Annotated in this window: 28 protein-coding genes; 12 read left to right on the top strand and 16 right to left on the bottom strand. The window is 62.0% G+C overall.

What is annotated here, in order from left to right:
* Nucleotides 1-86 precede the first annotated feature (86 nt).
* The 3 genes from bla to dmeR all read right to left on the bottom strand — a co-directional run bounded on the left by bla (nucleotide 87) and on the right by dmeR (nucleotide 2,539).
* Nucleotides 87-989: a class A beta-lactamase gene (gene bla, locus RWJ89_RS29375; protein ID WP_168285063.1), complete on the bottom strand. Its 903-nt coding sequence runs from the start codon at nucleotides 987-989 to the stop codon at nucleotides 87-89.
* 145 nt (nucleotides 990-1,134) lie between these two features.
* Nucleotides 1,135-2,118: a CDF family Co(II)/Ni(II) efflux transporter DmeF gene (gene dmeF / locus RWJ89_RS29370; protein WP_168285062.1), complete on the bottom strand. Its 984-nt coding sequence runs from the start codon at nucleotides 2,116-2,118 to the stop codon at nucleotides 1,135-1,137.
* 148 nt (nucleotides 2,119-2,266) lie between these two features.
* Complete coding sequence (gene dmeR, locus RWJ89_RS29365) at nucleotides 2,267-2,539, bottom strand: Ni(II)/Co(II)-sensing transcriptional repressor DmeR (protein ID WP_168285061.1); 273 nt, start codon at nucleotides 2,537-2,539, stop codon at nucleotides 2,267-2,269.
* 268 nt (nucleotides 2,540-2,807) lie between these two features.
* Between dmeR and RWJ89_RS29360 the strand changes: the two genes are divergently transcribed.
* Both RWJ89_RS29360 and RWJ89_RS29355 read left to right on the top strand, forming a co-directional pair.
* Complete coding sequence (locus RWJ89_RS29360; RefSeq protein ID WP_131665887.1) at nucleotides 2,808-3,302, top strand: GNAT family N-acetyltransferase; 495 nt, start codon at nucleotides 2,808-2,810, stop codon at nucleotides 3,300-3,302.
* Nucleotides 3,303-3,370: 68 nt separating this feature from the next.
* A complete protein-coding gene (locus tag RWJ89_RS29355) occupies nucleotides 3,371-4,000 on the top strand; it encodes a glutathione S-transferase family protein (protein WP_077975986.1) in 630 nt (209 codons plus the stop codon).
* A gap of 79 nt (nucleotides 4,001-4,079) precedes the next feature.
* On the opposite strand, the gene RWJ89_RS29350 is transcribed toward RWJ89_RS29355, so the two are convergent.
* The 3 genes from RWJ89_RS29350 to RWJ89_RS29340 all read right to left on the bottom strand — a co-directional run bounded on the left by RWJ89_RS29350 (nucleotide 4,080) and on the right by RWJ89_RS29340 (nucleotide 6,395).
* The gene (locus tag RWJ89_RS29350) at nucleotides 4,080-4,994 is read right to left on the bottom strand and encodes a cytochrome c (protein WP_131665886.1); all 915 of its coding nucleotides are present in this window, start codon (nucleotides 4,992-4,994) and stop codon (nucleotides 4,080-4,082) included.
* Between the two features lie 134 nt (nucleotides 4,995-5,128).
* On the bottom strand, nucleotides 5,129-5,569 hold the full coding sequence (locus RWJ89_RS29345; protein ID WP_017959595.1) for a c-type cytochrome: 441 nt from the start codon (nucleotides 5,567-5,569) through the stop codon (nucleotides 5,129-5,131).
* Nucleotides 5,570-5,759: 190 nt separating this feature from the next.
* Nucleotides 5,760-6,395, bottom strand: a complete 636-nt coding sequence (locus RWJ89_RS29340; RefSeq protein WP_017959594.1) for a LysE family translocator — start codon at nucleotides 6,393-6,395, stop codon at nucleotides 5,760-5,762.
* Nucleotides 6,396-6,524: 129 nt separating this feature from the next.
* On the opposite strand from RWJ89_RS29340, the gene RWJ89_RS29335 reads away from it, so the two are divergent.
* A complete protein-coding gene (locus RWJ89_RS29335; RefSeq protein WP_221983209.1) occupies nucleotides 6,525-7,217 on the top strand; it encodes a helix-turn-helix transcriptional regulator in 693 nt (230 codons plus the stop codon).
* Between the two features lie 22 nt (nucleotides 7,218-7,239).
* Here the strand turns inward: RWJ89_RS29335 and RWJ89_RS29330 are convergent, their stop codons facing one another.
* Entirely contained in the window at nucleotides 7,240-8,010 is a 771-nt protein-coding gene (locus RWJ89_RS29330; RefSeq protein ID WP_168285059.1) for an SDR family NAD(P)-dependent oxidoreductase, read from the bottom strand.
* A gap of 176 nt (nucleotides 8,011-8,186) precedes the next feature.
* On the opposite strand from RWJ89_RS29330, the gene RWJ89_RS29325 reads away from it, so the two are divergent.
* Nucleotides 8,187-9,095 carry an AraC family transcriptional regulator gene (locus RWJ89_RS29325; RefSeq protein ID WP_168285058.1) on the top strand — a complete coding sequence of 303 codons (909 nt, stop codon included), beginning with the start codon at nucleotides 8,187-8,189 and terminating at the stop codon, nucleotides 9,093-9,095.
* On the opposite strand, the gene RWJ89_RS29320 is transcribed toward RWJ89_RS29325, so the two are convergent.
* Nucleotides 9,092-9,937, bottom strand: coding sequence for a metallophosphoesterase (locus RWJ89_RS29320; protein WP_168285057.1), 846 nt, complete (start codon nucleotides 9,935-9,937; stop codon nucleotides 9,092-9,094). The genes RWJ89_RS29325 and RWJ89_RS29320 overlap by 4 nt on opposite strands.
* A 139-nt stretch (nucleotides 9,938-10,076) precedes the next feature.
* A complete protein-coding gene (locus RWJ89_RS29315) occupies nucleotides 10,077-10,679 on the bottom strand; it encodes a superoxide dismutase (RefSeq protein WP_008528928.1) in 603 nt (200 codons plus the stop codon).
* Between the two features lie 224 nt (nucleotides 10,680-10,903).
* On the opposite strand from RWJ89_RS29315, the gene RWJ89_RS29310 reads away from it, so the two are divergent.
* The 3 genes from RWJ89_RS29310 to RWJ89_RS29300 all read left to right on the top strand — a co-directional run bounded on the left by RWJ89_RS29310 (nucleotide 10,904) and on the right by RWJ89_RS29300 (nucleotide 12,907).
* A complete protein-coding gene (locus tag RWJ89_RS29310) occupies nucleotides 10,904-11,230 on the top strand; it encodes a hypothetical protein (protein ID WP_077975981.1) in 327 nt (108 codons plus the stop codon).
* 230 nt (nucleotides 11,231-11,460) lie between these two features.
* Nucleotides 11,461-12,114, top strand: coding sequence for a class I SAM-dependent methyltransferase (locus RWJ89_RS29305; RefSeq protein ID WP_168285056.1), 654 nt, complete (start codon nucleotides 11,461-11,463; stop codon nucleotides 12,112-12,114).
* 61 nt (nucleotides 12,115-12,175) lie between these two features.
* Nucleotides 12,176-12,907, top strand: a complete 732-nt coding sequence (locus tag RWJ89_RS29300; protein ID WP_077975979.1) for a sulfite exporter TauE/SafE family protein — start codon at nucleotides 12,176-12,178, stop codon at nucleotides 12,905-12,907.
* A 29-nt stretch (nucleotides 12,908-12,936) separates the two neighbouring features.
* Here RWJ89_RS29300 and RWJ89_RS29295 read toward each other — a convergent pair whose 3' ends face one another.
* Nucleotides 12,937-13,281, bottom strand: coding sequence for a nuclear transport factor 2 family protein (locus tag RWJ89_RS29295; RefSeq protein WP_077975978.1), 345 nt, complete (start codon nucleotides 13,279-13,281; stop codon nucleotides 12,937-12,939).
* 399 nt (nucleotides 13,282-13,680) lie between these two features.
* Here RWJ89_RS29295 and RWJ89_RS29290 point away from each other — a divergent pair, with 399 nt between their 5' ends.
* On the top strand, nucleotides 13,681-14,919 hold the full coding sequence (locus RWJ89_RS29290; protein ID WP_316031861.1) for a multidrug efflux MFS transporter: 1,239 nt from the start codon (nucleotides 13,681-13,683) through the stop codon (nucleotides 14,917-14,919).
* On the opposite strand, the gene RWJ89_RS29285 is transcribed toward RWJ89_RS29290, so the two are convergent.
* Nucleotides 14,916-15,536 carry a TetR/AcrR family transcriptional regulator gene (locus RWJ89_RS29285; RefSeq protein WP_077975976.1) on the bottom strand — a complete coding sequence of 207 codons (621 nt, stop codon included), beginning with the start codon at nucleotides 15,534-15,536 and terminating at the stop codon, nucleotides 14,916-14,918. The genes RWJ89_RS29290 and RWJ89_RS29285 overlap by 4 nt on opposite strands.
* A 115-nt stretch (nucleotides 15,537-15,651) precedes the next feature.
* Between RWJ89_RS29285 and gstA the strand changes: the two genes are divergently transcribed.
* On the top strand, nucleotides 15,652-16,335 hold the full coding sequence (gene gstA, locus RWJ89_RS29280) for a glutathione transferase GstA (protein ID WP_221959983.1): 684 nt from the start codon (nucleotides 15,652-15,654) through the stop codon (nucleotides 16,333-16,335).
* Nucleotides 16,336-16,377: 42 nt separating this feature from the next.
* Here the strand turns inward: gstA and nadE are convergent, their stop codons facing one another.
* From nadE to RWJ89_RS29265, 3 genes are all read right to left on the bottom strand, one after another.
* Nucleotides 16,378-17,211: an ammonia-dependent NAD(+) synthetase gene (gene nadE, locus RWJ89_RS29275; RefSeq protein ID WP_168287816.1), complete on the bottom strand. Its 834-nt coding sequence runs from the start codon at nucleotides 17,209-17,211 to the stop codon at nucleotides 16,378-16,380.
* 226 nt (nucleotides 17,212-17,437) lie between these two features.
* The gene (locus RWJ89_RS29270) at nucleotides 17,438-18,325 is read right to left on the bottom strand and encodes a branched-chain amino acid aminotransferase (RefSeq protein WP_168285051.1); all 888 of its coding nucleotides are present in this window, start codon (nucleotides 18,323-18,325) and stop codon (nucleotides 17,438-17,440) included.
* Complete coding sequence (locus tag RWJ89_RS29265) at nucleotides 18,247-18,579, bottom strand: hypothetical protein (RefSeq protein ID WP_316031860.1); 333 nt, start codon at nucleotides 18,577-18,579, stop codon at nucleotides 18,247-18,249. Before RWJ89_RS29265 ends, RWJ89_RS29270 begins: the two co-directional genes overlap by 79 nt.
* A 94-nt stretch (nucleotides 18,580-18,673) precedes the next feature.
* Between RWJ89_RS29265 and RWJ89_RS29260 the strand changes: the two genes are divergently transcribed.
* On the top strand, nucleotides 18,674-19,717 hold the full coding sequence (locus RWJ89_RS29260; RefSeq protein WP_130661225.1) for a zinc-dependent alcohol dehydrogenase family protein: 1,044 nt from the start codon (nucleotides 18,674-18,676) through the stop codon (nucleotides 19,715-19,717).
* 63 nt (nucleotides 19,718-19,780) lie between these two features.
* On the opposite strand, the gene RWJ89_RS29255 is transcribed toward RWJ89_RS29260, so the two are convergent.
* Entirely contained in the window at nucleotides 19,781-20,599 is an 819-nt protein-coding gene (locus tag RWJ89_RS29255; protein ID WP_316031859.1) for a sugar phosphate isomerase/epimerase family protein, read from the bottom strand.
* Nucleotides 20,600-20,614: 15 nt separating this feature from the next.
* On the opposite strand from RWJ89_RS29255, the gene RWJ89_RS29250 reads away from it, so the two are divergent.
* Together RWJ89_RS29250 and RWJ89_RS29245 are read left to right on the top strand one after the other, a co-directional pair.
* Nucleotides 20,615-20,899, top strand: a complete 285-nt coding sequence (locus RWJ89_RS29250) for a hypothetical protein (RefSeq protein WP_165503808.1) — start codon at nucleotides 20,615-20,617, stop codon at nucleotides 20,897-20,899.
* Nucleotides 20,900-21,024: 125 nt separating this feature from the next.
* Entirely contained in the window at nucleotides 21,025-21,492 is a 468-nt protein-coding gene (locus RWJ89_RS29245) for a cupin domain-containing protein (protein WP_316031858.1), read from the top strand.
* A 58-nt stretch (nucleotides 21,493-21,550) separates the two neighbouring features.
* Here the strand turns inward: RWJ89_RS29245 and RWJ89_RS29240 are convergent, their stop codons facing one another.
* The gene (locus RWJ89_RS29240) at nucleotides 21,551-22,060 is read right to left on the bottom strand and encodes an AAA family ATPase (RefSeq protein WP_168287817.1); all 510 of its coding nucleotides are present in this window, start codon (nucleotides 22,058-22,060) and stop codon (nucleotides 21,551-21,553) included.
* Nucleotides 22,061-22,302 lie beyond the last annotated feature (242 nt).

The following is a 22,302-nucleotide window of genomic DNA, read 5'->3' as shown; positions in this document are numbered from 1 at the left end:
CCCTCCCCCTTGTGGGGAGGGGTTGGGGAGGGGTTTTCCGACGCGAACCGGACAGCTGTCGATGATGCCCTTCACATTTTCCTGGTTCACACCATCTCGACGATCATGCGGCCGACTTCGGCAAAGACCGGGTTGAGCTCCTTTACCGGCACGGTCGTCTCGCTGATATAGACGGCGGCGACGATCGGGCCGCGATCCGGCGGCCAGATCACCGCGATATCGCCGAGTGATCCATTCGGGCCGGTGCCGGTCTTGTCGCCGACCTTCCAATCCGCAGGCAGGCCGGCCCTGAGCCGTTCCTTGCCTGTCGTGCTCGCCACCAGCCAGGCGATCAGCCTGTCCGAGGAGGCCTCGGTGAGCACCGAGCCGAGCGTCAGATTGCCGAGCGTGTCGAGCATCGCATCCGGTGTCGTCGTGTCGCGCGGATCACTCTTCCTGCCCTCGTTCAGCGTCGGCTCGGTACGGTCGAGACGCGTCGTGCCGTCACCGATCGAGCGCAGCCAATCGGTCAACCCCGCCGGACCGCCGAAACTTTCGAGCAGCAGATTGCCGGCAGTGTTGTCGCTGACGGTCACCGCCGCCTCGCAGAGTTCGGCAAGGGTCATGCCATCGGTTCCGGCGTGTTTTTCGCTGATCGGCGAATAATCGACGAGCTTGTCCCTGCCGTAGCTCACCCGCCGGCCGAGGTTCTCCTCGCCCTTGTCGGTCCGGGCAAGCACGAAAGCGGCGGCCAGCGCCTTGAAGGTGCTGCACATCGGAAATGCCTCGCTGCCGCGATAGCCGAAGGAGATGCTCGTCTCGGTATCGAGCACGGAGACGCCGAGACGGCCGCCGGTGCGTTTTTCCAAAGCGGCAAGGCGATGTTCAATATTGTCCTCGCCCTCGCCTGCACTCCCCTTGGCCCCCTCCTCGGCATTGGCTCGAAGCGTCAGCACGGGTAGGCACAATGCCGAGCCGATCAGCATGCGGCGGGTCAGACTGAGATCCATGAAATCCTCCGGCGAATCAGGAGGACAGAGCTAAGCAGCGATTGCGGCGGCATCTCGTCCCCGCGGCGACCTTTGTCGTCCGCCGAGCGATGTTAATCGTCCATCGAGCGATCTTGTCGTCCGCCGCGCGTCTCCGCCCGCCCGATCATGCGGCGCGGGTGACCTCGACCGTCACATGCGACAGTTCTCCCAGCGCCGAGAGCCTGCCCTTGTAGAAAGCCGGGTCGCGCGGCTGCGAGGTGAGAACGGCGACGATCGCGGCATGATGGCCGGGGCCGACCTGCCAGACATGCAGATCGGTGATCCGGTCATCCTCCGTCTCGATGGCGCCGCGGATTTCCGCTGGCAGCGTCTCGCCTTCGGGAACGACGTCGAGAAGAACGCCGCCCGAGGATCTCATCAGGCTCCAGGACCAATTGGCGATCACCAGCCCGCCGACGATGCCCATCAGGGGATCGAGCCAGAGCCAGCCGTAGAGACTACCGAGCGTCAGCGCCGCGATGGCGAGCACGGAGGTCAGGGCATCGGCGATGACATGCAGATAGGCGGCGCGGATATTGTTGTCGCCGGTCTTTGCGTGATGGGCATGGTCGCCATGTCCGTGATGATGATGGCTATGGGCATGCCCGTGATGCGCATGATTGCCATGCGCGACATGGCCGCCGCCGGCCAGCAGCCAGGCGCTCACCAGATTGACGGCAAGGCCGATCACCGCCACGGCGATTGCCTGGGCAAAGCCGATCGGCACAGGATTGGACAGGCGCAGCAGGCTCTCCCAAGCCATCAGCAGGGCGATCAGCGCGAGGACGATGGCGCTGGCGAAGCCGGCGAGATCGCCGAGCTTGCCTGTGCCGAAGGTGAAACGCGGATTGCGCGCCTGCCGGCGGGCGAAGAGATAGGCGAGCGCGGAAATCAGCAGTGCGCTGGCATGTGTCGACATGTGCCAGCCATCGGCGACGAGCGCCATCGAGCCGTAGATGGTGCCCGCGGCGATTTCCGACACCATCATCACCGCCGTCAGCGCGATCACCAGCCAGATGCGCCGCTCGTTGCGCGCATGATCGGTGCCGAGGAAGACGTGATCATGTTCCAGGGCATCAATTCCAGCTTTGTCGATTCCGGCACTCATGACAGGCTCCTTCGTCGCCGCGCTTAGAGCGGTTCAGCGTTTCATGAAAACGCATAACCGCTCTAAGGTTTTGTTTTTACGCAATTCTCGGCAAAATCGCTTCGCGCTTTGCCGGGGAAAACCGCTTCACACTTTTCCCGGAATTGCTCTAGCGCATATAGGTTCTCAAGACTTCCGATATTTCCTCGACCGCCTCTGCCCTTGCCGCATCGTCAGCGGCATTCAGCACATGCTCACGCAGGTGATCGTCCAGCACCTCGCCGGTCAGCCCGGTCAGGGCGCCGCGGATCGAAGCGAGCAGTTGCAGGATCTCGCCGCAGGGACGCTCGGCCTCGAGCGCGCGCTCGACCGCCTCCATCTGCCCCTTCAGGCGGCTGACGCGGGCGACGAGCTTCTTTTTCTGCAGTGTGGTATGGGACATGACAGGTTCTCATATAGTATAGGGGGGTATGCTATCAAGACTGAAGCCGGAGCTCAATGCCATGTTGGGGCTCCGAACCCCATTGACAAAGGCTGCGTTTCCGACGATCTATGACCGATGATCGAAAACGCGCACCAGAGCCGCTCGTATTTTTGGCTGTACCTGTAAAGGGCGGCCGGACAAGATCATATTGTCAACAAGCCGCCGTCAGGCGGCTTTGTTGTATCGGCAGCGTCCTGACGGCAGACTATCAAAGGACGCGAAGACCATGACCGAAATCGAAGACAGCGAAATTTCACTGATGCGCCCATCGGTGGTGACCATCCGTGCCGCCAAGCCGCGCGACCTGCCCGAGCTCGGCGAGATGATCGCCCTGCTTGCCGCCCATCACGGCGATGCGGCTGCCACTACGCCGGAGCAGCTGGAGCGCGACCTCTTCGGGCCCCTGCCCTGGATCAATGCGCTCGTCGCCGAGACCAGCGAAGGGCTGATCGGCTACGCCATTCTCGTACCGCTCTACAGGGCGCAGGAAGGCAAGCGCGGCATGGACCTGCACCATCTCTTCGTGCGCGACGGCCATCGCGGTCACGGCACCGGCCAGCTCCTCGTCGACCGGGCGCGCGAGACCGCCCGCAATGCCGGCTGCGGCTACCTCTCCGTCAGCGCCGCGACCGGAAACGTGCTGGCGCACCGCTTCTACGAACAGCTGGATTTCATCCCGCGTCCGGTGACCGGCATGCGCTACCTGCAGTCGATTACTTAAAGCGCATCGCGATCTTCCAGATTCGCGTGATCAATCCTTTTGAGTTTTATTTTTGTAAGGAGCTTTTCATGCCTGACTTCAAACTCCATTGCTTCGCTCTCTCGGGGAATTGTTACAAGGTCGCACTCTTCTTTGCTCTCGCCGGCATCAAGTGGGAAAGCATTTTCGTTGATTATCTGGGCGGCGAAACGCGAACTGAAGAATGGCGAAAAACCATCAACGAACAGGGCGAAGCGCCTGTGCTCGAACATGGGCAAATGAAGATCAGCCAATCGGGTATTATCCTGGACTACTTGTCAGAGGTGACAGGCCAGTTTGGCGCGCAGACGGCCGAAGAACGACGCGACGTCATGCGCTGGATCCTTTTCGACAACCATAAATTCACGAGCTATTACGCGACGCTGAGGTTCATGTATGGCCTGCAGAAGAGCGGCGAGACACCCGTCGTCGAGTTTTTAAGACTGAGGGCTAAAGCTGCCTATGCAATTGTTGACGAACATCTGGCGCACCGGGCCTTCATGGTCGGCGACCGGGTGACGATCGCCGACCTCTCTCTGGCGGGCTACGTCTTCATGCCGGAGGAAACCGGAATCGATCACAGCGCCTATCCGGCAATCGCAGCCTGGAAAGATCGTATCAGCAACATGCCCGGCTGGCGCCATCCCTATGATCTCATGCCTGGTCCTACATCCCTGTAAGCAGGATCGAGATCGGCTTTCGGAAAATGCAGCGCCCTTTTATCCCGCAAAACCACTGCACATTTTTGCCCGACATGCTTTAACGCCCCGGCACCGCCTTCAGATAGGCGGCGATCGCCTCGCGATCGGAGGCCTCCAGGCGGGCGATGTTCTGCTGCACATCGACCATCTGGCCGCCGACGGAATCGAAATCGGGCGTGAAGCCGGTTTCGAGGTAGCTCACGATATCGGCTTCGCTCCAGCTGCCGATGCTCTCGGAGGCCGGGGTGATATCGGGTATGCGGCCCTTGCCTTCCGGATTGGGCGCGCCGGCAAGCCACTGATCCGCCTTGAAGCCGCCGAGCGCATCACGCGGCGTATGGCATTCGCCGCAATGGCCGGGGCCTTCGACGAGATATTGCCCGCGCTTGATCTTGTCGTCGCTCTTTGCCAGGGCGACGCGCGGCTGGTCGTTGAGATAGAGGAATTTCCAGCCGCCGAGCGCCAGCCGGATGTTGTAAGGGAATGGCAGGTCATGCGGCGGCGCGACGTTTGCGCTCTTCGGCAGGGTTTTCAGGAAGGCGAAAAGATCGTTGACGTCCTTGTCGCTCATGCGGGAATAGGAGCCATAGGGGAAGGACGGATAGAGATGCTGCCCGCCCGGGCCGACGCCCCGCTTCATCGCGTTGCCGAACTCAGCAAGTGTCCAGCCGCCGATACCGGCCGTTTCATCGGGTGAGATGTTCGGCACATGGAAGGTCCCGAAGGGGCTCTTCAGCGCCAGGCCGCCTGCAAGTGTCAGCTTGGCATCGCCTTCGGAACCGGGTGCAGCATGACAGCTGACGCAGCCGCCCGCCCAGAAAACCATCTGGCCGTTTGCCAGGTCGGGCGCGCCGAGACCCGCCCAATGGCTCTCCGGCAGCGGATCGGGTGCGGTGACGAGATAGAAGGCGCCCCCGCCGAGGACGGCGACGCCGATCAGACAGAGCAGTACCCGGATGAACCTGCGGACCATGCGCCGCCTCCCCTGTTGTCAACATTTCCCTGCAGTCGATCCCGCGACCGGTCCGCGCAGGCGGAGAATAAGGCGATCCGCGCCGGCGGCAAGGCTGGCGCGGATCGCGTATCCAGATGAAAACGGCCTATCGCTCACTTGCCGAGGCGATAGGCCTTGTGACAGCCGGCGCAATTGGCGCCGAGCGTGTTCATCGTCGCACCAATGGCTGCGGGATCGGCCGGAAGCTGAGCCAGCGCGGTTTCGGCATCAGCAGAGAGTTTGGCGGCGCGCGCCTTGAAGTCGTCCATGTTTTCCCAAATCTTCGGGCTCGCTGCCTCGTCGCCGGTCTCCGTGCCCGGCTTGAACTGGTCGGGGAAGACCTTGGCCGTTGTGGCGATCGTCGTCAGCGCCGCCTTCACCGCTTCGGCGTCATACGGCTTGGTGCCTTTGGCGATGGCTGCTAAGGCCCCGGCCGAACCGCCGATCTGCTTCATCAACGCAACCCGCGAATCATGGGTGCCGTCGGCGGCGGTCACCGAACCGAAGGCCATGCCGGCCATGGCTACGGCCGCCGCTGCTGCTTTCCAATTCATATTGCTCTCCCTTTTTCCTCGGCCAAGCTGGCCGATGGCCAATCTGCACCGGCAGCATGACAAAATCCATGCTTCTGGGCAGTCACGTTTTGCCGGATCATCATAAAAACAATGTGATAGGCAGTTCTCTGCTTTATGCACGTCGTTATCCCGGAACCGCTGCACACTTCCGGGCGACATGCAGTGGCGCTCAAGCGCTTTTCCACCCCTGCCAGAGGCTGAAGGCGGAGACCGCAACCAGCAGCAGTCCGGCGAAGCGGCCGACAAAGGCCGTGACATCAGGGTTGGCGACGAGCAAGTCGCGGCTGCGGCCGGCCGTCATCGCCAGCGTGCCGTAGATGGCAAACTGGGTGACGACGGTCATGGCGCCCATGATCAGCCCCTGCATCCAGATGGGGCCATATTCCGGCCTGAGGAACTGCGGATAGACGGCAAACATGAAAATATAGGCCTTCGGATTGACCAGACAGGTGACGGCGCCCTGGCGGAAGGCGCGCCAGCCGGAGCGCGCGGTTCCCGGCCCGACCGCCTCGACGGTGATCGAACTGCGGATCAGCGAGATGCCGATCCAGATCATGTAGGCGACGCCGGCAAAGAGCAGCACGTTGAAAAACTGCGGCAGCATGGTGACGAGCACGCCGACGCCGGCCGCGCCATAGGCCGAATGCACCGCGCCGCCGGCCATGATGCCGCCGGTCGCCGCCAGCCCGCGTTTGACGCCGCCGGTCAGCGAATTGGCGAGCACGAAGAGCATGTCCATGCCCGGCACGATGATGATGCCGAAGAGAAGGGTGAAGAAGAGCCAGAGGTTTTCATGGTAGTTCATGTCAGTTACCGCCCTTGGGTTCTGCGGGTCGTTTTGAAAGACCCTGATTGATTTCAATCCGATAGGCGGCTCTATACGCAAACCCAACTGACAGTGTATTGTCAGGAGCGTGGCGGATGGAGAGGTAAAATGCGCAAGGCCTCCAGGCTTTTCGAGATCATTCAGATCCTCAGGCTGGCAAGAAAGCCGATGACGGCGGCGGCGATGGCGGAGACGCTCGAAGTGACCGTGCGCTCGATCTATCGCGACATCGCCGCGCTTCAGGCAATGCGGGTGCCGATCGAAGGCGGGCGCGGTATCGGCTACATCATGCGGCCGGGTTTCGACCTGCCGCCGCTGATGTTCTCGATCGAGGAGATGGAGGCGATCGTGCTGTCGCTGGCGCTGCTCGAACGGACGGCCGACGAGGAGCTGAAACAGGCCGCGCGCCGGGTCAACCGGAAGATATCAGGCGCCGTGCCGGCGCCGCTGCGCCAGGCGATGGACAACAAGGCGCTTTATGCCTGGGGCTCGATTGCGCAGCCGGCAGGCTTCGACCTTGCGATCGTGCGCCGCGCGATCCGTGACGAACGCAAGCTGATGCTCGGTTACCGCGACGAACTCGGCCGCGCGAGCGAGAGGACGATCCGGCCGGTCGCGCTGATCTATTATTCGCAGACCGCCAATATCGTCGCCTGGTGCGAACTGCGCCAGGCGATCCGCAATTTCCGCAGCGACCGGGTGGAGCGCTGCGCAACAGCTGAGGATTTCTTCAAGGGCGACGGCGACCGGTTGCGGGAACTTTGGACCAGCGGTTGGACGGAGAAACCGATCGCCGTCTAGCTGTTCACCCAATCGCGATTATTCAGAGCGACATGCCGCCCGAAACCTCGATGCGCTGGGCATTGACCCAACGGTTGGCATCGCTCAACAGGGAGGCGATCATCGGCCCTATATCGTCGGGCACACCGGCGCGGCCGAGTGCGGTCATAGAAGCGACTGCACGGTTGATCTCCGGATTGTCCCTCACCATGCCGCCGCTGAAATCGGTCTCGATGGCGCCCGGGGCGACGGTGTTGACGGCAATGCCGCGGGGGCCAAGCTCCTTGCCCATGTAGCGCGTCAGCACCTCGACTGCACCCTTCATCGAGCCATAGGCCGATGCGCCAACCATGGCCATGCGGGCAAGACCGCTGGAGAGGTTGACGATGCGGCCGCCGTCCTCGATCACCGGCAGGAGCTTCTGCGTGAGGAAAAAGACGCCCTTGAAATGCAGGTTGTAAAGCTTGTCCATTTCCGCCTCGGTTGTCTCCGAAATCGGGGCGTGGTAGCTGGTGCCGGCATTGTTGACGAGAAAGTCGAAATGCTCACGCCCCCAGCCCTTGAGGATTTCGCGTACACTTTCGACAAAGGCATCGAACGCTGCCACGTTGCCGGCATCGAGTTGAAGTGCGGCGGCCTTGCGGCCCAGCGCCTCGATCTCAGCGACGACCTTGTCTGCCTCGTCGCGGTTCGAGTTGTAGGTCAAGATCACATCGACGCCGCTCCTTGCCAGATTGACGACCGTATTGCGGCCCAGGCCGCGGCTTCCGCCGGTAACGATTGCGACTTTAGAGGTTGAATTCTGGTTAGGCATGTCAGGTACTCCTGATGTTTTGATGGCCTATCTATGCGCCGCAAGCCCCGAATGCTGAATGCCGAAACCCTGCAATTTCTTGCCTATTCCTCCAAACACCTTGCCCAGACGGGCTGAGGGATTAAGATCACCCTCACCGGCGCGGCAGACCGACCCCGCGTTCATTGGAGACCAGGATGTCTGCAGATCTGAAGAAGGCGCTCAACGGGTACATGGATGCCCATGGCGGAGGTGACGGGCTTTTTGCCACCGCTATTGACGGTTTTTTCCTGATGCGTTCCAGCACTCTCTCCATGCCGAAACCGGCGATCTACCGACCGGCGCTCTGCATCATCGTCGATGGCGCGAAGCAGCTCATGTTCGGAGATCGGCTCTTCGATTACGAAGCGATGCAGGCGCTGATCATCAGCGTCGAGATGCCGGCCTTCGGACAGGTGACGAAAGCCAGTGCCGAACGGCCGATGATCGCCATCAACCTGGAACTCGACGTCACTATCCTGCGCGAGGTGCTGGAGGAGATGGGTGCACCGCCGAAGCCGGCAGGCGACGGCGGGCCGGGTGTTTTCGTACAAGAATTCGGCCCCGAGCTGCAGGACTGCATACTGAGACTGATCCGGACGCTCGCGACGCCCAAAGCGATCCCAATCCTTCATCCGGCAATCATGCGAGAGATCAGTTTCTGGTTGCTTTCCGGAAAAAATGGCAATGAGATCTGCAAGCTTGCATTACCCGACAGCCATACGCGCCGCGTGGCCGAGGCCATCTACTTGTTGCGCGGTAATTATGCGGACGCCGTGCGGGTGGAAAAGCTCGCGGCGGCAGCCAAGATGAGCCCTTCCTCCTTCCACCAGCATTTCAAAATGTTGACCTCGATGACGCCGCTGCAGTATCAGAAGCAGTTGCGGCTACTCGAGGCCCGGCGGCTGATGGTGACCGATGGGTTCAACGCCGCAAACGCGGCCTATCAGGTGGGTTACGAGAGCGCCTCCCAGTTCAGCCGCGAATATGCCCGCATGTTCGGGACACCACCGAAGCGCGACATCAGTGAAATGAAGGCGATGCCGGCTGAGCCGGCAATCAGCTAGATGGACAGCGTGCGGCTCACCTCGCGGCCGAAGCCCCGGATTTCGATGCTGGAGGCATGGACCTCGACGATCGCGAAGGCGTTTTGCGTCTCGGTATCGACCACGCCCTTGAAATTGACGAAGTGGCAGGCGCCGGCCATACCGTAATTGCCGACGTGGTCGTGACCGTTGAGATAGGCGACGACATTGGCCTGCGAGGCGAGCAGCGCGACGATGCGCTCGCTGTCCCACATGCCGTGCTCACTGGGCGGATGCACCGGATAGTGATTCATGACAATCACCTTCTCGCCGACCTCGGCCGCTTTTGCGATTTCATCGGCAAGCCAGGCGAACTGCTCGTCGCTCAGCGCGGCATTCCAGCGATGGGCATTCCTCGCACCCTTGGCCTGCAGCTCGGCCAGCATCTCGGCGGCAAGGGCGCGATGATGATGGCCTTCTGGCGGCGCGAAGATGCTGACCTCGTTGCCGTCGAGCACGATAAAGCGCCAGCCGTGGCGCAAGAAGCTGTAATAGGGCGACGGCATGCCGAGGCGCGCGGCGACTTCGGACAAGTGTCCTGCAGAGACCGAGAAATCGTGGTTACCGAGCAGGAAGAGCGCCTCGTGCCTCAGCTTCTCATAGACCGGCTGGATATCGTCGAAGCTTGAAAAGCTGCGGTCGATGACATCGCCGAGCGTCATGACGAAGCTCAGCTCCTCGCCGTTGAAGATCTCGATCGCCTCGGCGACCTTGGCAAGGCTGTTGGCGTAATAACGATCCATCGCGACGTGCGGCGCGATCGCCGCATATTGCGGGTCGGCGATAATGCCGAAGCGGAACAGGGGAGAAGCAGAGGAAGACATGGGGCGTGATTAGGAGCGGCCGATGACAGGCATGTGACGGCTTCGCGTGAAAACAGAACACCCGGCGCTTTGGACGCGCCGGGTGTCAAATTCAAAAAGGCGGACGACATCGCCGCCATGGCGGCGAGTCTGGTACCGCTTACTTCGTGGCTTCTTCGTAGCGTTCCAGGACGTAGTCCCAGTTGATCAGGCTATCGACGAAGGCCTCGAGATATTTCGGGCGGGCGTTGCGATAGTCGATGTAGTAGGAATGCTCCCAGACGTCGACGCCGAGGATCGGGGTGGCGCCGTGAACCAGCGGGTTTTCGCCGTTCGGGGTCTTGGAGATTTCGAGCTTGCCGTTCTTGACGGAAACCCAGGCCCAGCCGGAGCCGAACTGGGTGGCGCCGGCATTGGCGAAATCGGCCTTGAACTTGTCGTAGCCGCCGAGATCGGACGTAAAGGCCGCTTCGAGCTTGCCAGGCAGCTTGTTGCCGCCGCCGCCCTTCTTCATCCACTTCCAGAAATGGATGTGGTTGTAGTGCTGGGCCGCGTTGTTGAAGAGGCCGGCATTGGTGCCGAAGGACTTCTTGACGACGTCTTCGAGCGAGAGGTCCGAAAGGCCGGCTTCGGCGGCGAGCTTGTTGCCGTTGTCGACATAGGCCTTGTGGTGCTTGTCGTGATGGAACTCCAGCGTTTCCTTCGACATGAAGGGAGCAAGCGCTTCGTAGTCATAGGGAAGTTCAGGCAATTCGAAAGCCATGTCAGATCTCCTCTTGGCAATAGATTGCGTCTCGGCAGGTGAGGCGGAACATAGGAGGGGAAAGGGGGAGAGGCAACCGGCGAATTATCAAAAAACGACCGACCGGAGGAAAATTTGCCTCAGTTGCAAGGCTGGAATCGCGCATGCAAATTGCCTGGACAAATCCCTGGGGATGCCCGCCCCGAAAACCGCTTCGCTGGGGATAAAGATCAACGGAGACCGATATGAACAGGAATATAATCCAGCTTCTCGCCACAGCCGCGCTGCTTTCGCTGGCAGGTGCGGCGCATGCCTCCTCCGATGAGGCCTGGAAGCAGCTCGCCGCCGACGTCGAGGCCAAATGCAAGAAGGCAGCGGTCACGATCGAGAAGCCCAGCGCCACCGTCGATCCCTTCGGCAGCTCGCATTACGGGCTTGCCCTGGTGACCGGCAAGCCGAAGGGCGCCAAGGGGCTGATCGCCCAGATCTGCGTCTACGACAAGCAAAAGAAGACCGTCGAGATCGGCAGCGAACTGGACGCCAAACAGCTTGGGCTGATGCCGGCAAAATAGGCGGCAGCGGACTGCCACCCAGGCGCCCCTAAAGTGGTCGCAGGTGAGAATCTGTGCCTTGCGTGACATTTCGTGGGGAACCGGAGCCTACCCTTACGAGTTGAAAGGCTGGGCTTTACGGCGGATCGCGCTATTTCATGGAAGCGCAGAACCGCTGAAATCTTTTGTTTTATGCAATTCCTGGAAAACCGCTTTTCACTTTTCCTGGAATTTTCTGGGGAGGTGCCGGCATGTCAGAGCTTCGCAGCAGGGCGGAAGATCAGCAAAAAATCTATCAGCGCTGGGCACCGGTCTATGACCGGGTCTATCGCGGCATCCTGCGCGATGGCCACCGCAAGCTTGCAGCCCTGGCCGCTGCGGCCGGCACCGACATCCTGGAGATCGGCGTCGGCACCGGCCTGACACTCGGGCATTACCCGCGCCACTGCCGGGTGACCGGCATCGACATTTCCGAACACATGATCGCGCGGGCGCGTGAAAAGGCGAAACGCGAAACCCTTGAGCATGTGCAGGCGCTGGAGGTAATGGATGCGCATGCGCTCACCTTTGCCGACCGGTCTTTCGATGCCGTCTGCCTGCCCTTCGTCATCACGCTCATCCCCGAACCCGAACGGGCGCTGGACGAATGCGCGAGAGTGCTGAGGCCAGGCGGCGAAATCATCCTTGCCAGCAAGCTTGGCGACGGCGCCGGTCTGCAGGGTGCGATCGAGACGGCAGTGGCGCCGCTGGTGCGTCACATCGGCTGGTCCTCCGCCTTCCGCATTCACCGCATCGTCGCCTGGGCCGAGCGCCGCGGTGACTTTGCCGCTGCCGATATCCTGCCGGTCTTTCCGAACGGCTTCTTCAAGATCATCCGGCTGAAGCAGCGCGGACTTGCCGGCTGAGACCGGAAATTTTTTCCCCGCGTCGCTTATTCTGATGCTACCGTTCGTCTGAGGGGACTGCATGACATCGGATTTCTTCTTTTTCATCGTCGTGGGTTTCTGCGCGCAGATCGTCGACGGCGCACTCGGCATGGCCTTCGGCGTGCTATCGACGACGAGCCTTCTCGCCTTCGGGGTGCCGGCGGCCAATGCCAGCGCCATGACGCATGTGGCGGAAATGTTCACCACCGCCGCCTCGGGCATCTCGCATGCCTATCACCGCAACGTCGACTGGCGCCTGGTGGCGCGCCTTGCACCGGCCGGTATGATCGGCGGCGCGATCGGGGCCTATCTGCTTGCCAATATTGACGGCAAGGCGATCGAGCCCTTCGTGTCGGCCTATCTGATCGCGATCGGGCTGGTGATTCTCTACAAGGCCTTTCGGCCGCCGCCGAAGCGGGATGTTCGCGACTGGATGGTGCCGCCGGTCGGGCTTTTCGGCGGCGTGCTCGATGCGATCGGCGGCGGCGGCTGGGGGCCGATCGTCACCAGTTCGCTCGTCAGCCGCGGTCACGACCTGAAGCGGGTGATCGGCTCGACCAATTTCACCGAATTCGCGGTGACGCTTACGATTTCCCTGACCTTCATCCTGACGCTCGGCTGGTCGGAACTCGATTCGGCGATCGGCCTGATCATCGGCGGCGTCATCGCCGCCCCCTTCGGCGCGATCCTCGTCAAACGGCTGCCGGTGCGGCCGCTGATGGTGGCGGTGTCGATGATCATCATCGGCACTTCGGCGATACGCCTCCTGTAAAGCCAGGGCGATCACAGCCTCGGCCGGAGCTACAGATTTCGGCCGAAATAGACATCCACGGAGGCGATCTTGTCGCCGCGGAAGCGAAAGCTCTCTATGTTGCGGAAGCTGCCGCCATCCCGTTTTTCGGCACGGTAGCGGACGACCGCCTCGTCGCCGTCGATCGCCAGGAATTCGATGTCAAAGCCGCGGAAGACCGGCTCCTTCGGCCAGCAGCGCTCGAAATAAGTCGCCCGGTCGATGTGGTCGTCGCGCGGACTGGAGAAGGTGAAATCCTCCGTCAACATGGCGCCGACGATATCCTTGCGGTCGTCGAGATAGGCGGCGTAGAGATGACGGACGGTCTGTTCTCGGGATGTGCGCATGTCGTTCATGGCAATGTCCTTGGATTAACCGATTGCATCATGCAATCGGTCCTGTTCTAGCACTTTTGCCGGAGAGGGTCCAGATTGCAGCTCTCATTTCCAAAGACAGGTCAGCGATCTGGAAAGCGTTGTCTTGAGGATGGGCCATAGCGCGGTTATATCAGCGCGTGCCCGCCCTGGAACGGCGAGCGCATGCACCGCTACGGCCTATGCGCTCGACCTCGAAAAGCTCGATCTTCAGGACAGTTTCACCCGCGCCGATCCCCTCGCCGCGGCAAAGGGCACATCGTTCCATCAGGCGTGCGAACTTCGCCGCCGCATATTTCCTCAAATCGGAACCGATTTAAGGAAATATGCAGATTTCAAAGTGCTACAGCGGCGCTGTAGATCAATGCCGAGGCCGAGAAAATGACCGATACGCAGTGGGACGCCAGCGCCAGGCCGGGCTCGATATACTGGAAGCGCAATCTCACCATCTCGCTGATCGGCTCCTTCACCACGATCGTGGCGATGACGCTGCTGCTTCCCTTCCTGCCGCTTTATGTCGAGGAACTCGGCGTCAGCGACCATGCTGACATCGTGCAATGGTCGGGCATCGCCTATGGCGCCACCTTCTTCGCCGCGGCTCTGGTCGCGCCGCTCTGGGGCCGGCTCGGCGACATCTACGGCCGCAAGCTGATGCTGGTGCGCGCCAGCCTCGGCATGACGCTGGCGATCTCGCTGATGGGCATGGCCGGCAATGTCTGGCAGCTGGTGGCGCTGCGCCTCTTCGTCGGGCTTGCCGGTGGCTATGCCTCCGGCTCGATGGTGCTGGTGGCGACGCAGACGCCGAAGGATCGTTCGGCCTGGGCGCTCGGCGTTCTGTCTTCCGGCATCATGGCCGGCAATCTCGTCGGGCCGCTCATCGGCGGCGCACTGCCGCCGATCATCGGCATCCGCGGCACGTTCCTCGCCGCCGGCGGCATGATCTTCCTCGCCTTCCTCGCCACGGCCTTCCTGATCAAGGAGGAAAAATCGCCGGCCCGCAAAAAGGCGGCCAAGGCCAGCGGCGGCTGGAAATCCATTGCCGACAAGCGGCCCGTCATCGCCATGCTGGCGACCGGCATGCTCTTGATGTTTGCCAATATGTCGATCGAGCCGATCATCACCGTCTATGTCGCGCAGCTGGTGCCCGTCGAATCCCAAGTGACGATGGTATCAGGCGTTGTCATGTCGGCCGCCGCCCTCGGCAGCATCCTGTCAGCCTCATGGCTCGGCAAGCTCGCCGACAGGATCGGCCATTGGTCGGTGATTGCAGGCGCGCTCGCCATCGCCGGGCTGCTGCTGATCCCGCAGACCTTCGTCACCAGCGCCTGGCAGCTGATCTTCCTGCGTTTCCTGATGGGTGTGGCACTCGGCGGGCTGCTGCCCTGCATCGCCGCGGTCATCCGCCACCGCGTGCCGGATAGTGCGGCCGGCAGCATTCTCGGGCTTTCGATTTCCTCGCAATATGTCGGCCAGGTGGCCGGCCCCATCCTTGGCGGTTTTGTCGGCGGCCATATCGGCATGCGGGCGGTGTTCCTCGGCACCTCCGTGCTGCTTCTCGCCGGTGCGGCCTATGCCTGGGTAGTCCGGCCGAGGGATACGGAGACCCGGGACTCGACCTAAGGATTATTGGCGCTTCCGCAGATCAGCTCGACGCCTGACCGGGCAATCGCTTCCAATACCTCGCGGCTGTCGCCGGCGCGGGCGCGGACGGCGAGCGAATGCATGACGGCGGAGGCGAGCCTGGCAAGCATCTGCGGATCGGCGCTTTCCGGAAGCTCGCCTCTTTCCACGCCAAGCCGCATGCGCTTCTCAATCTTGTCGTCGAAATCGTTGAGGCTGCGGCCGAGCACCTCGCGGACCCGCTCATGCTGGACCGCCTCGGCCGACGCCGTGCCGATCAGCAAACAGCCGCGGGCGGCGGTTTCACCATGCAGATAGATCGCCAGCGCACCGGCATAAACGCGGGCGATGTTGTCGCGCAGCGGCAGTGACGGGTCGAGCGCCTCGGCGAGCGTATTCATGCCGTCCTGCCGATACCCCTCCAGCGTATCGAGATAGAGATCCTCCTTGTCGCCGAAGGCGCCGTAGAGGCTCGGGCGGTTGAGGTTGGTCGCAGCGCTCAGATTGTCGAGCGAGGCGGCGGCAAACCCCCTGTCCCAGAAGACATCGCGCGCCTTGCCGAGCGCCGCCTTGGCGTCGAAGGCCCTCGGGCGGCCGCGCCTCTTCTCGTCCTTCATATTTGTACCGTTTCGCATTAAATTCTTGACGAGAGTCATTTTATGCGAAACAGTACAGATGTTCAACACTGTCGGCCGGCGGCATCGACCGCCTCCGCAAGGAGAGGAAACCGCAATGAAACTTTACATGCACGCCGCGGCCTGCTCGCTTTCGCCGCACATCATCTGCCGAGAGCTCGGGTTCGATATCGAGCTCGTCCAGGTCGACCGGCAGACCCACAGGACGAGCAACGGCGAGGATTATCTCGCGATCAACGGCAACGGCTATGTGCCGGCGCTGATGCTCGACGATGGCAAGGTGCTGACCGAGGGGCCGGCGATCGTGCAGTTCCTCGCCGACAGCGTGCCCGAAGGGGCAGCCCTATTGCCGCCGATCGGCGATCTCCGCCGCAACGAAGTGCAGTCCTATCTCAACTTCATCACCGCCGAGCTGCACAAGCCGATGGTGCTGCTCTTCGACCCGACTTATTCCGGTGTTCATGGGGAGGTCCGCGCGCTGATATCGAAGCGGCTGACATGGCTGAACGGCCGTCTTGCCGGACCCTATCTCACCGGCGATGCCTTCACGGTGGCGGATGCCTATCTCTTCGTCTGCCTGAACTGGTCGCCCTGGACCGATATCGATCTCAAGCAATGGCCGGCGCTGCACGGCTTCATGGCGCGGGTGGCGGCACGGCCGAATGTGCGCGAGGCGCTGCAGGCCGAAGACCTCGAAGCCTTCGATGCCGACGGCGTCTATTTCGCGCCGCATGCCTATCTCGCTTCGTCAGGACGGACGGGCGAGCCGGTCAGGCCGTAAACCCCGGGTCGCGCCCGCACGCATCCCGCGCCTGGACGACCTTCAGAGGGCGTTGACGGCCACCGGCAAGGCGCGCTTGTGGGCGGTCGCCCGATAGGCGGCGAAGATGCGGCGGCGGGCGATCTCGCCGACCGGCTTGCCTTCGAGGAAATCGTCGATCTCGTCATAGCTGACGCCATAGGCCTCCTCGTCGGGGCGCAGCGGCCGCTGGTCCTCGAGATCGGCTGTGGGCACTTTGAACACCAGTTCGTCCGGGGCGCCGAGCCGCTTTGCCAGCAGGCGGACGCGGCGCTTGTTGAGGCCGGCGAGCGGCAGGATATCGGCGGCGCCATCGCCGAACTTGGTAAAGAAGCCCATGACCGCCTCGGCCGCATGATCGGTGCCGATGACGAGGCTGCCAAGCGCCCCGGCAAGGGCGAACTGGGCGATCATGCGCTGGCGCGCCTTGATATTGCCGAGGATGAAATCCTGACGGCCGGCATCGGCAAAGGCGAGACCGCCGTCCTGCGCGGCGGCAAGCATCGCATCCGCCGACGCTTTGATGTTGACCACCATCGAGCGGTCGGCGCCGATCGTTTCCAGCGCCTTCACCGCATCGGCCTCGTCCGCCTGGACACCATAGGGAAGGCGCACGGCGATGAATTCGGCCGCATGGCCGCTTTCCCGCAGCTCGCGCACCGCCTTTTGAGCCAGCAGCGCCGCCGTCAGCGAATCGACGCCGCCGCTGATGCCGAGGACGTAGCCGCGCATGCCCGAGGCGACGAGATAATCCTTGAGGAAAGCAGTTCGCCGTTCGATCTCCTGCTCAGGGTCGATATCGGCGGCAACACCCAGTTCGCGGATGATCTCGCCTTGTTCGTCGAACAGCATAGTCATAAGCCTCTTCCTCCCCGCTTACGGAATTTCGGCGCCACTATGGCGAAAAGATGGGGGAGGACGAAGCCGTTTTGGGCAAACCTGCCATGCATTTTATGCAAGTGGGCGGCTTGGTATCTCTCGGTAGGGTGTGCGGCACCCCCCTCTGCCCTGCGCTTGCGCTCCGGGCGTTCGTCGCGGCAATCGATTCACTGGATCGATTGCTTCGGCTTCGCCGAACCGCTGCTCACTCTTCGCTTTCGCTGCGGCCGTGGGCCCAGTCCATGTAGAGATCCAGCGCCTTGCGGGTGACCGGGCCTTCCTGGAGATCGCGGTCGTCGAGACGGATGACGCCGACGACTTTGGAATAGTTGCCGGTGGTGAAGATCTCGTCGGCTTGCATGAAATCCTCGACGGAGAGTGTTGCTTCGTGCACGTCGAAACCGGCCTTGCGCAGCAGGCCAATGACGCGGGCGCGGGTGATGCCGGCGAGGAAGGTTCGGTTGGCGGCCGGCGTCATCACTACGCCGTCCTTGACCATAAAGACGTTCGAAGAAGCGGTTTCGACGACGTTGCCGTTCAAGTCGCGCACCAGCGCATTGTCGAAGCCGCGGCTGCGCGCTTCGGCGATCATGCGGCCGCTGTTTGGATAGAGCGAGCCGGTCTTCGCCTCGGTCATCGCCGTTTCCGGCGACGGGCGGCGGTAGGGCGAGACGGTGAGGCTGGTGCCGCCATGGCCACCCATCGGCGCCTCGAACAGGCAGAGCGCGAAGCGGGTTGAGTCCCCATCGACCGAGACGACGCTGCCCGGCGAACCGTGCTCGCCCCAATACATCGGCTTGATGTAGATCGGTGTGGCGCCATCGAATTTCGCGACGCCTTCCCAGGCAAGTGCCACAATCTCCTCGGCTGATTTCACCGGCTTCAAGCCCATGGCGAGCGCCGAGCGGTTGATGCGCTGGCAGTGCAGGTCGAGATCCGGCGCGATGCCGTCGAACCAGCGGGCGCCGTCGAAGACCGTGGAGCCGAGCCACATGGCATGCGAGGTCGGTCCGATCAGCGGCGGATTGCCCGGGAGCCACTCCCCGTCGACATGAGTCCAAGTGGTTGAACGGGGTGATGTATCGACGGCCATGATGGTTTCCTCCTGAAGCCGGAGAAGGAAAAACCGCCGCGGCAAGCCGGGTCAAGAACAAATCCCAAGCGGAAACACGGAAGCAAGAAAATGCCGAGGAATGGCGCCAGGCCGCAATATTCGTGCGCAGCGATGGCAGCTTCATCGATGGGTGCATCAGCAAAAATGATGGAATGGAATGTTGGAATAGCTGCCTGCCGCATGCGATGATGGGTGGAACCGCCGCTTAAGAGCGGCGCATCGACTTGATCCATGCTAGGCTCTTAAGCTCTTTTTTATGCATGTCGTTATCCCGGAACCGCTGCACATTTCCGGGCGACATGCATTCGGCAGCAAGGGAAGACGCCGATGAAAGCCATGTTTTACGAAGCCTTCGAACAGGCGCCGGAGATCCGTACCGTTGCCGATCCGACGCCTGCCGAGGACGGGGTCGTCATATCCGTCGGCGCCAGCGGGCTCTGCCGCAGCGACTGGCACGGCTGGATGGGGCACGATCCCGACATTCGCCTGCCACATGTGCCGGGACACGAGCTTGCCGGGCGGATCGTCGCCACCGGCCGCGGCGTGATGCGCTTCAAGGTGGGCGATCGGGTGACCGTGCCTTTCGTTTCCGGCTGCGGCCATTGCGGAGAGTGCCATTCCGGCAACCAGCAGGTCTGCCCGAACCAGTTCCAGCCGGGTTTCACCCATTGGGGCTCGTTTGCCGAATATGTGGCGATCGATTATGCCGATACCAATCTGGTGCACCTGCCCGATACGATCGACGATGCGACGGCGGCAAGCCTCGGTTGCCGCTTCGCCACCTCGTTTCGCGCCGTCGCCGACCAGGCGCGCACCGGGCCCGGCGAATGGATCGCCGTGCATGGCTGCGGCGGTGTCGGCCTGTCGGCGATCATGATTGCCACCGCGCTCGGAGCGAATGCGATCGGCATCGATATTTCGGAAGAGAAACTCGCCTTTGCGCGGGAGTGCGGGGCGGTGGCGACGGTCAATGCCTCCGGCGTCGCCGACGTGGCGGAGGCGGTGCGCGAGATCACCAAGGGCGGCGCGCATGTCTCGATCGACGCGCTCGGCCATCCCGTCACCTGCTTCAACTCGATCAAGAACCTGCGCCGGCGCGGCCGGCATGTGCAGGTGGGACTGATGCTCGGCGAGCACGCGACGCCGCAAATCCCGATGGCGCAGGTGATCGGCCACGAGCTGGAAATCTACGGCAGCCACGGCATGCAGGCCTGGCGCTACGACGCCATGCTGTCGATGCTTTCGGCCGGCAAGATCGCGCCGCAGAAGCTGATCGGACGGCGGGTCAGCCTCGAGGAAGCCGTGCCGGCGCTGATGGCGCTGGATAAGGCTGAGGCGACGGGGATCAGCGTCATTACGCGGTTTTCATGAGGGAACTCACCCTCCCCTCCTGTGCCGAGCACAGGTGAGGGAGAGCGGGACGAGCAACCGACGTTATTCAGCCACGCCGATCGAGGTGAGATAGGCAGCAGAGGCCGGTATCTTCGACTTGTCCTTGATCTCGATGATGAGGCGCGGATTGCTTTCAAGCTTGGCAAGGGCTGCGAAGACGGCATGCCAGCGGATCGTGCCTTCGCCGAGGCTCCAGTGGCGGTCGGCATATCCGTCGGCATCCTGCAGGTGGACATGCTGGAGGCGATTGCCGGCGGCCTTGACATAATAATCGACCGGCGGCGCACCAGTATAGCCGTGGGCATAATGGGCGTGGCCGGCATCAATCGAGACGGCGACGGCGGGCGAGTTGAAGCTTTCGGCAAGCGCCACGCGAATATGCGGATCCTTGTCCTCGATGTTCTCGATGACCATGGTGCAGCCGATATCCTCGGCGCGCCTGACGGCGTCGCGCAGGGTCATGTGCGTGCGCTCGGCCAAGGCTTCGCGGGCGCCGGCATTGTCGTCGAGATTGTTGTAGGACCAGGACGTATAAGGGCTGTGGATGACCATATGGGTCGCGCCGATGGCGGCGCAGACATCAAGACCCTGCAGCAGGCGCCGGGTGACGATGGCGCGGATATCGGGATCTTCCGAGGCGACGGTGAAGCCCCAGAACGGGCCGTGAATGCCGAGGCGGCCGCGATGACCGTCGAGAAGCCTTCTGGCGCGGGCGGCAAGCGGCGCCCAGTCGCCGTTGAGAATCTCGGCATCGATGAAGCTCTGCAATTCGAGATCGCGGGACTTTTCGAAGAGCCAATCACGGTGAAGTTCGACTTCATCGAGCGTCATGGCGGCGCCGACGACGGGAAGAGAGGACATGGTTGCGCTCCATCAATGTGGATGATCAATGTGAATGCCGGGACGGCGTGGAAGGACGGCCGCCGCGTTCTATGCGCCCCTTCTGTGTCGGCGGTATTACAGGCGCCGAGCCTTTCGAACCCGTCCGGCCTCAGTCATTTCCGCATAGCTGATGCGGCATTGGCGGATCTTGCGGAAACGCCCCGAAGTACCGATATCGGCCTCGACAGTCTCGTGACGCAGTGGCGCGCGAGCGGCGCTGAACCCCTGGCAACGGAGCCGTTTGTTCATCGCTTCGGCTGGCGCAGCGTGCTTCTTTGAAGCGCCTTCGGCGATGTTACCCCCAACAACAGGGGGTGGGTTGTCAAAGGCGGCGCAAAGGTCTAACGGCTGCGCCCGCAAGAAAAAGCCCATAAGAAGAAGCCCTGTAAGAAAAAGAAAGAGACATGATGTCCAACTCATTTGTGAAAATGCCTGCGAGCAACGAGCCCAAGCGGTTTTTCGTCCTCGGCGACCGGGTCGAGCGGCGGCTTAGAATCAGTGGAGCCTGGCTCAATATCTTCGACGTCACCGTGCCATCAGGCAGTCGGACGCCGAAACATGCGCATGCGAGCCCCGAAGTGTTCCGCATCATCGAGGGAAACCTGACGATCTGGCGCCTGAGCGATAACGGCCCCGAAGAGATCGAGGCCAGCGCCGGCGACATCGTCACCATCCCGCCCTTCATGGTGCACGGCTATTCCAACCGCGGAACCGTTCCCGTGGTCTTTTCCGCGGTCGTCGATCGGGGCATGGCCGAGTTCATCGAAGCGGAAGGCACGACGGAGCCCCCAAAGGCCAGCCCTTCGACGGAGACCATCGCCCGCATGACGGCGGCGGCCAATGCCTATGGGATCACCATCCTCGCGGCGTGATGGCGTGAGTGCATGATGCCTTTTTCAGACGACATCATGCATTCCTTCGTCGATCATGCTACGCATTTAACGGGAGCGATTTCAATCGGCTCACCAGTTCATCCAAAGCTTCGTCGACCGTTTTCGAGGCGGTGTCGATGACGATCGCATCGTGCCATTCGTCATAGGCTCTTTCGGAAGTCTCTTGCCATGTCGGCTTCACCAGACCTTCGACGTCGGTGAGGCGCGTTTCAGCACGCTTGCGGTGCTCGGCTTTATCCGAGCAAACGACCTCGACCTCCGCCGCCGGCACCCCGGCCGCTTGGGCGACTGAAAGCCACGCTGACCTGGTTATCCGGAGCGGGTTGACTGAGTCGGCGATAACAATCCTGCCGAGGGTCAGATTGTCTCCGGCGACACCGTAAGCTGCGATATAGCCTGCAGGCCCTGCATCATCAGCTATTCCGGAAGCGCGGATTGCCTGTTCAATGGTATCGACGCGCACATGGACTGCATTCAACCGCTCAGCCAAAGCACGGGCAATCGTCGTCTTTCCACTGCCGGGCAGACCGCCCAAGATAATGAGCATCGTGACCTCGTCGTTTTTGGAGAAGCTCCACGAGAAACCAGAGCAGCTCGCGGTCACAACAATCATTCACCATTAAGGCCCGGTTCGCAATTCCTTCGTCAGCACCAGATTTGTCATAGGCTCGAGCGCCGCGCGTCCTTTCAGACGTTTAAACAACGCTAACTTTGACTTTGTAGGTAACTTTTTCCTTGGCTCCACCTCTTTACCAGATCGCTATTCCAGCTCGTGGGACGCGCCGCAGT

It is taken from the genome of Rhizobium sp. 10PS4, assembly GCF_032464805.1.
Classification (GTDB): domain Bacteria; phylum Pseudomonadota; class Alphaproteobacteria; order Rhizobiales; family Rhizobiaceae; genus Rhizobium; species Rhizobium laguerreae.
This window is presented reverse-complemented; position numbering and strand designations above follow the sequence as displayed.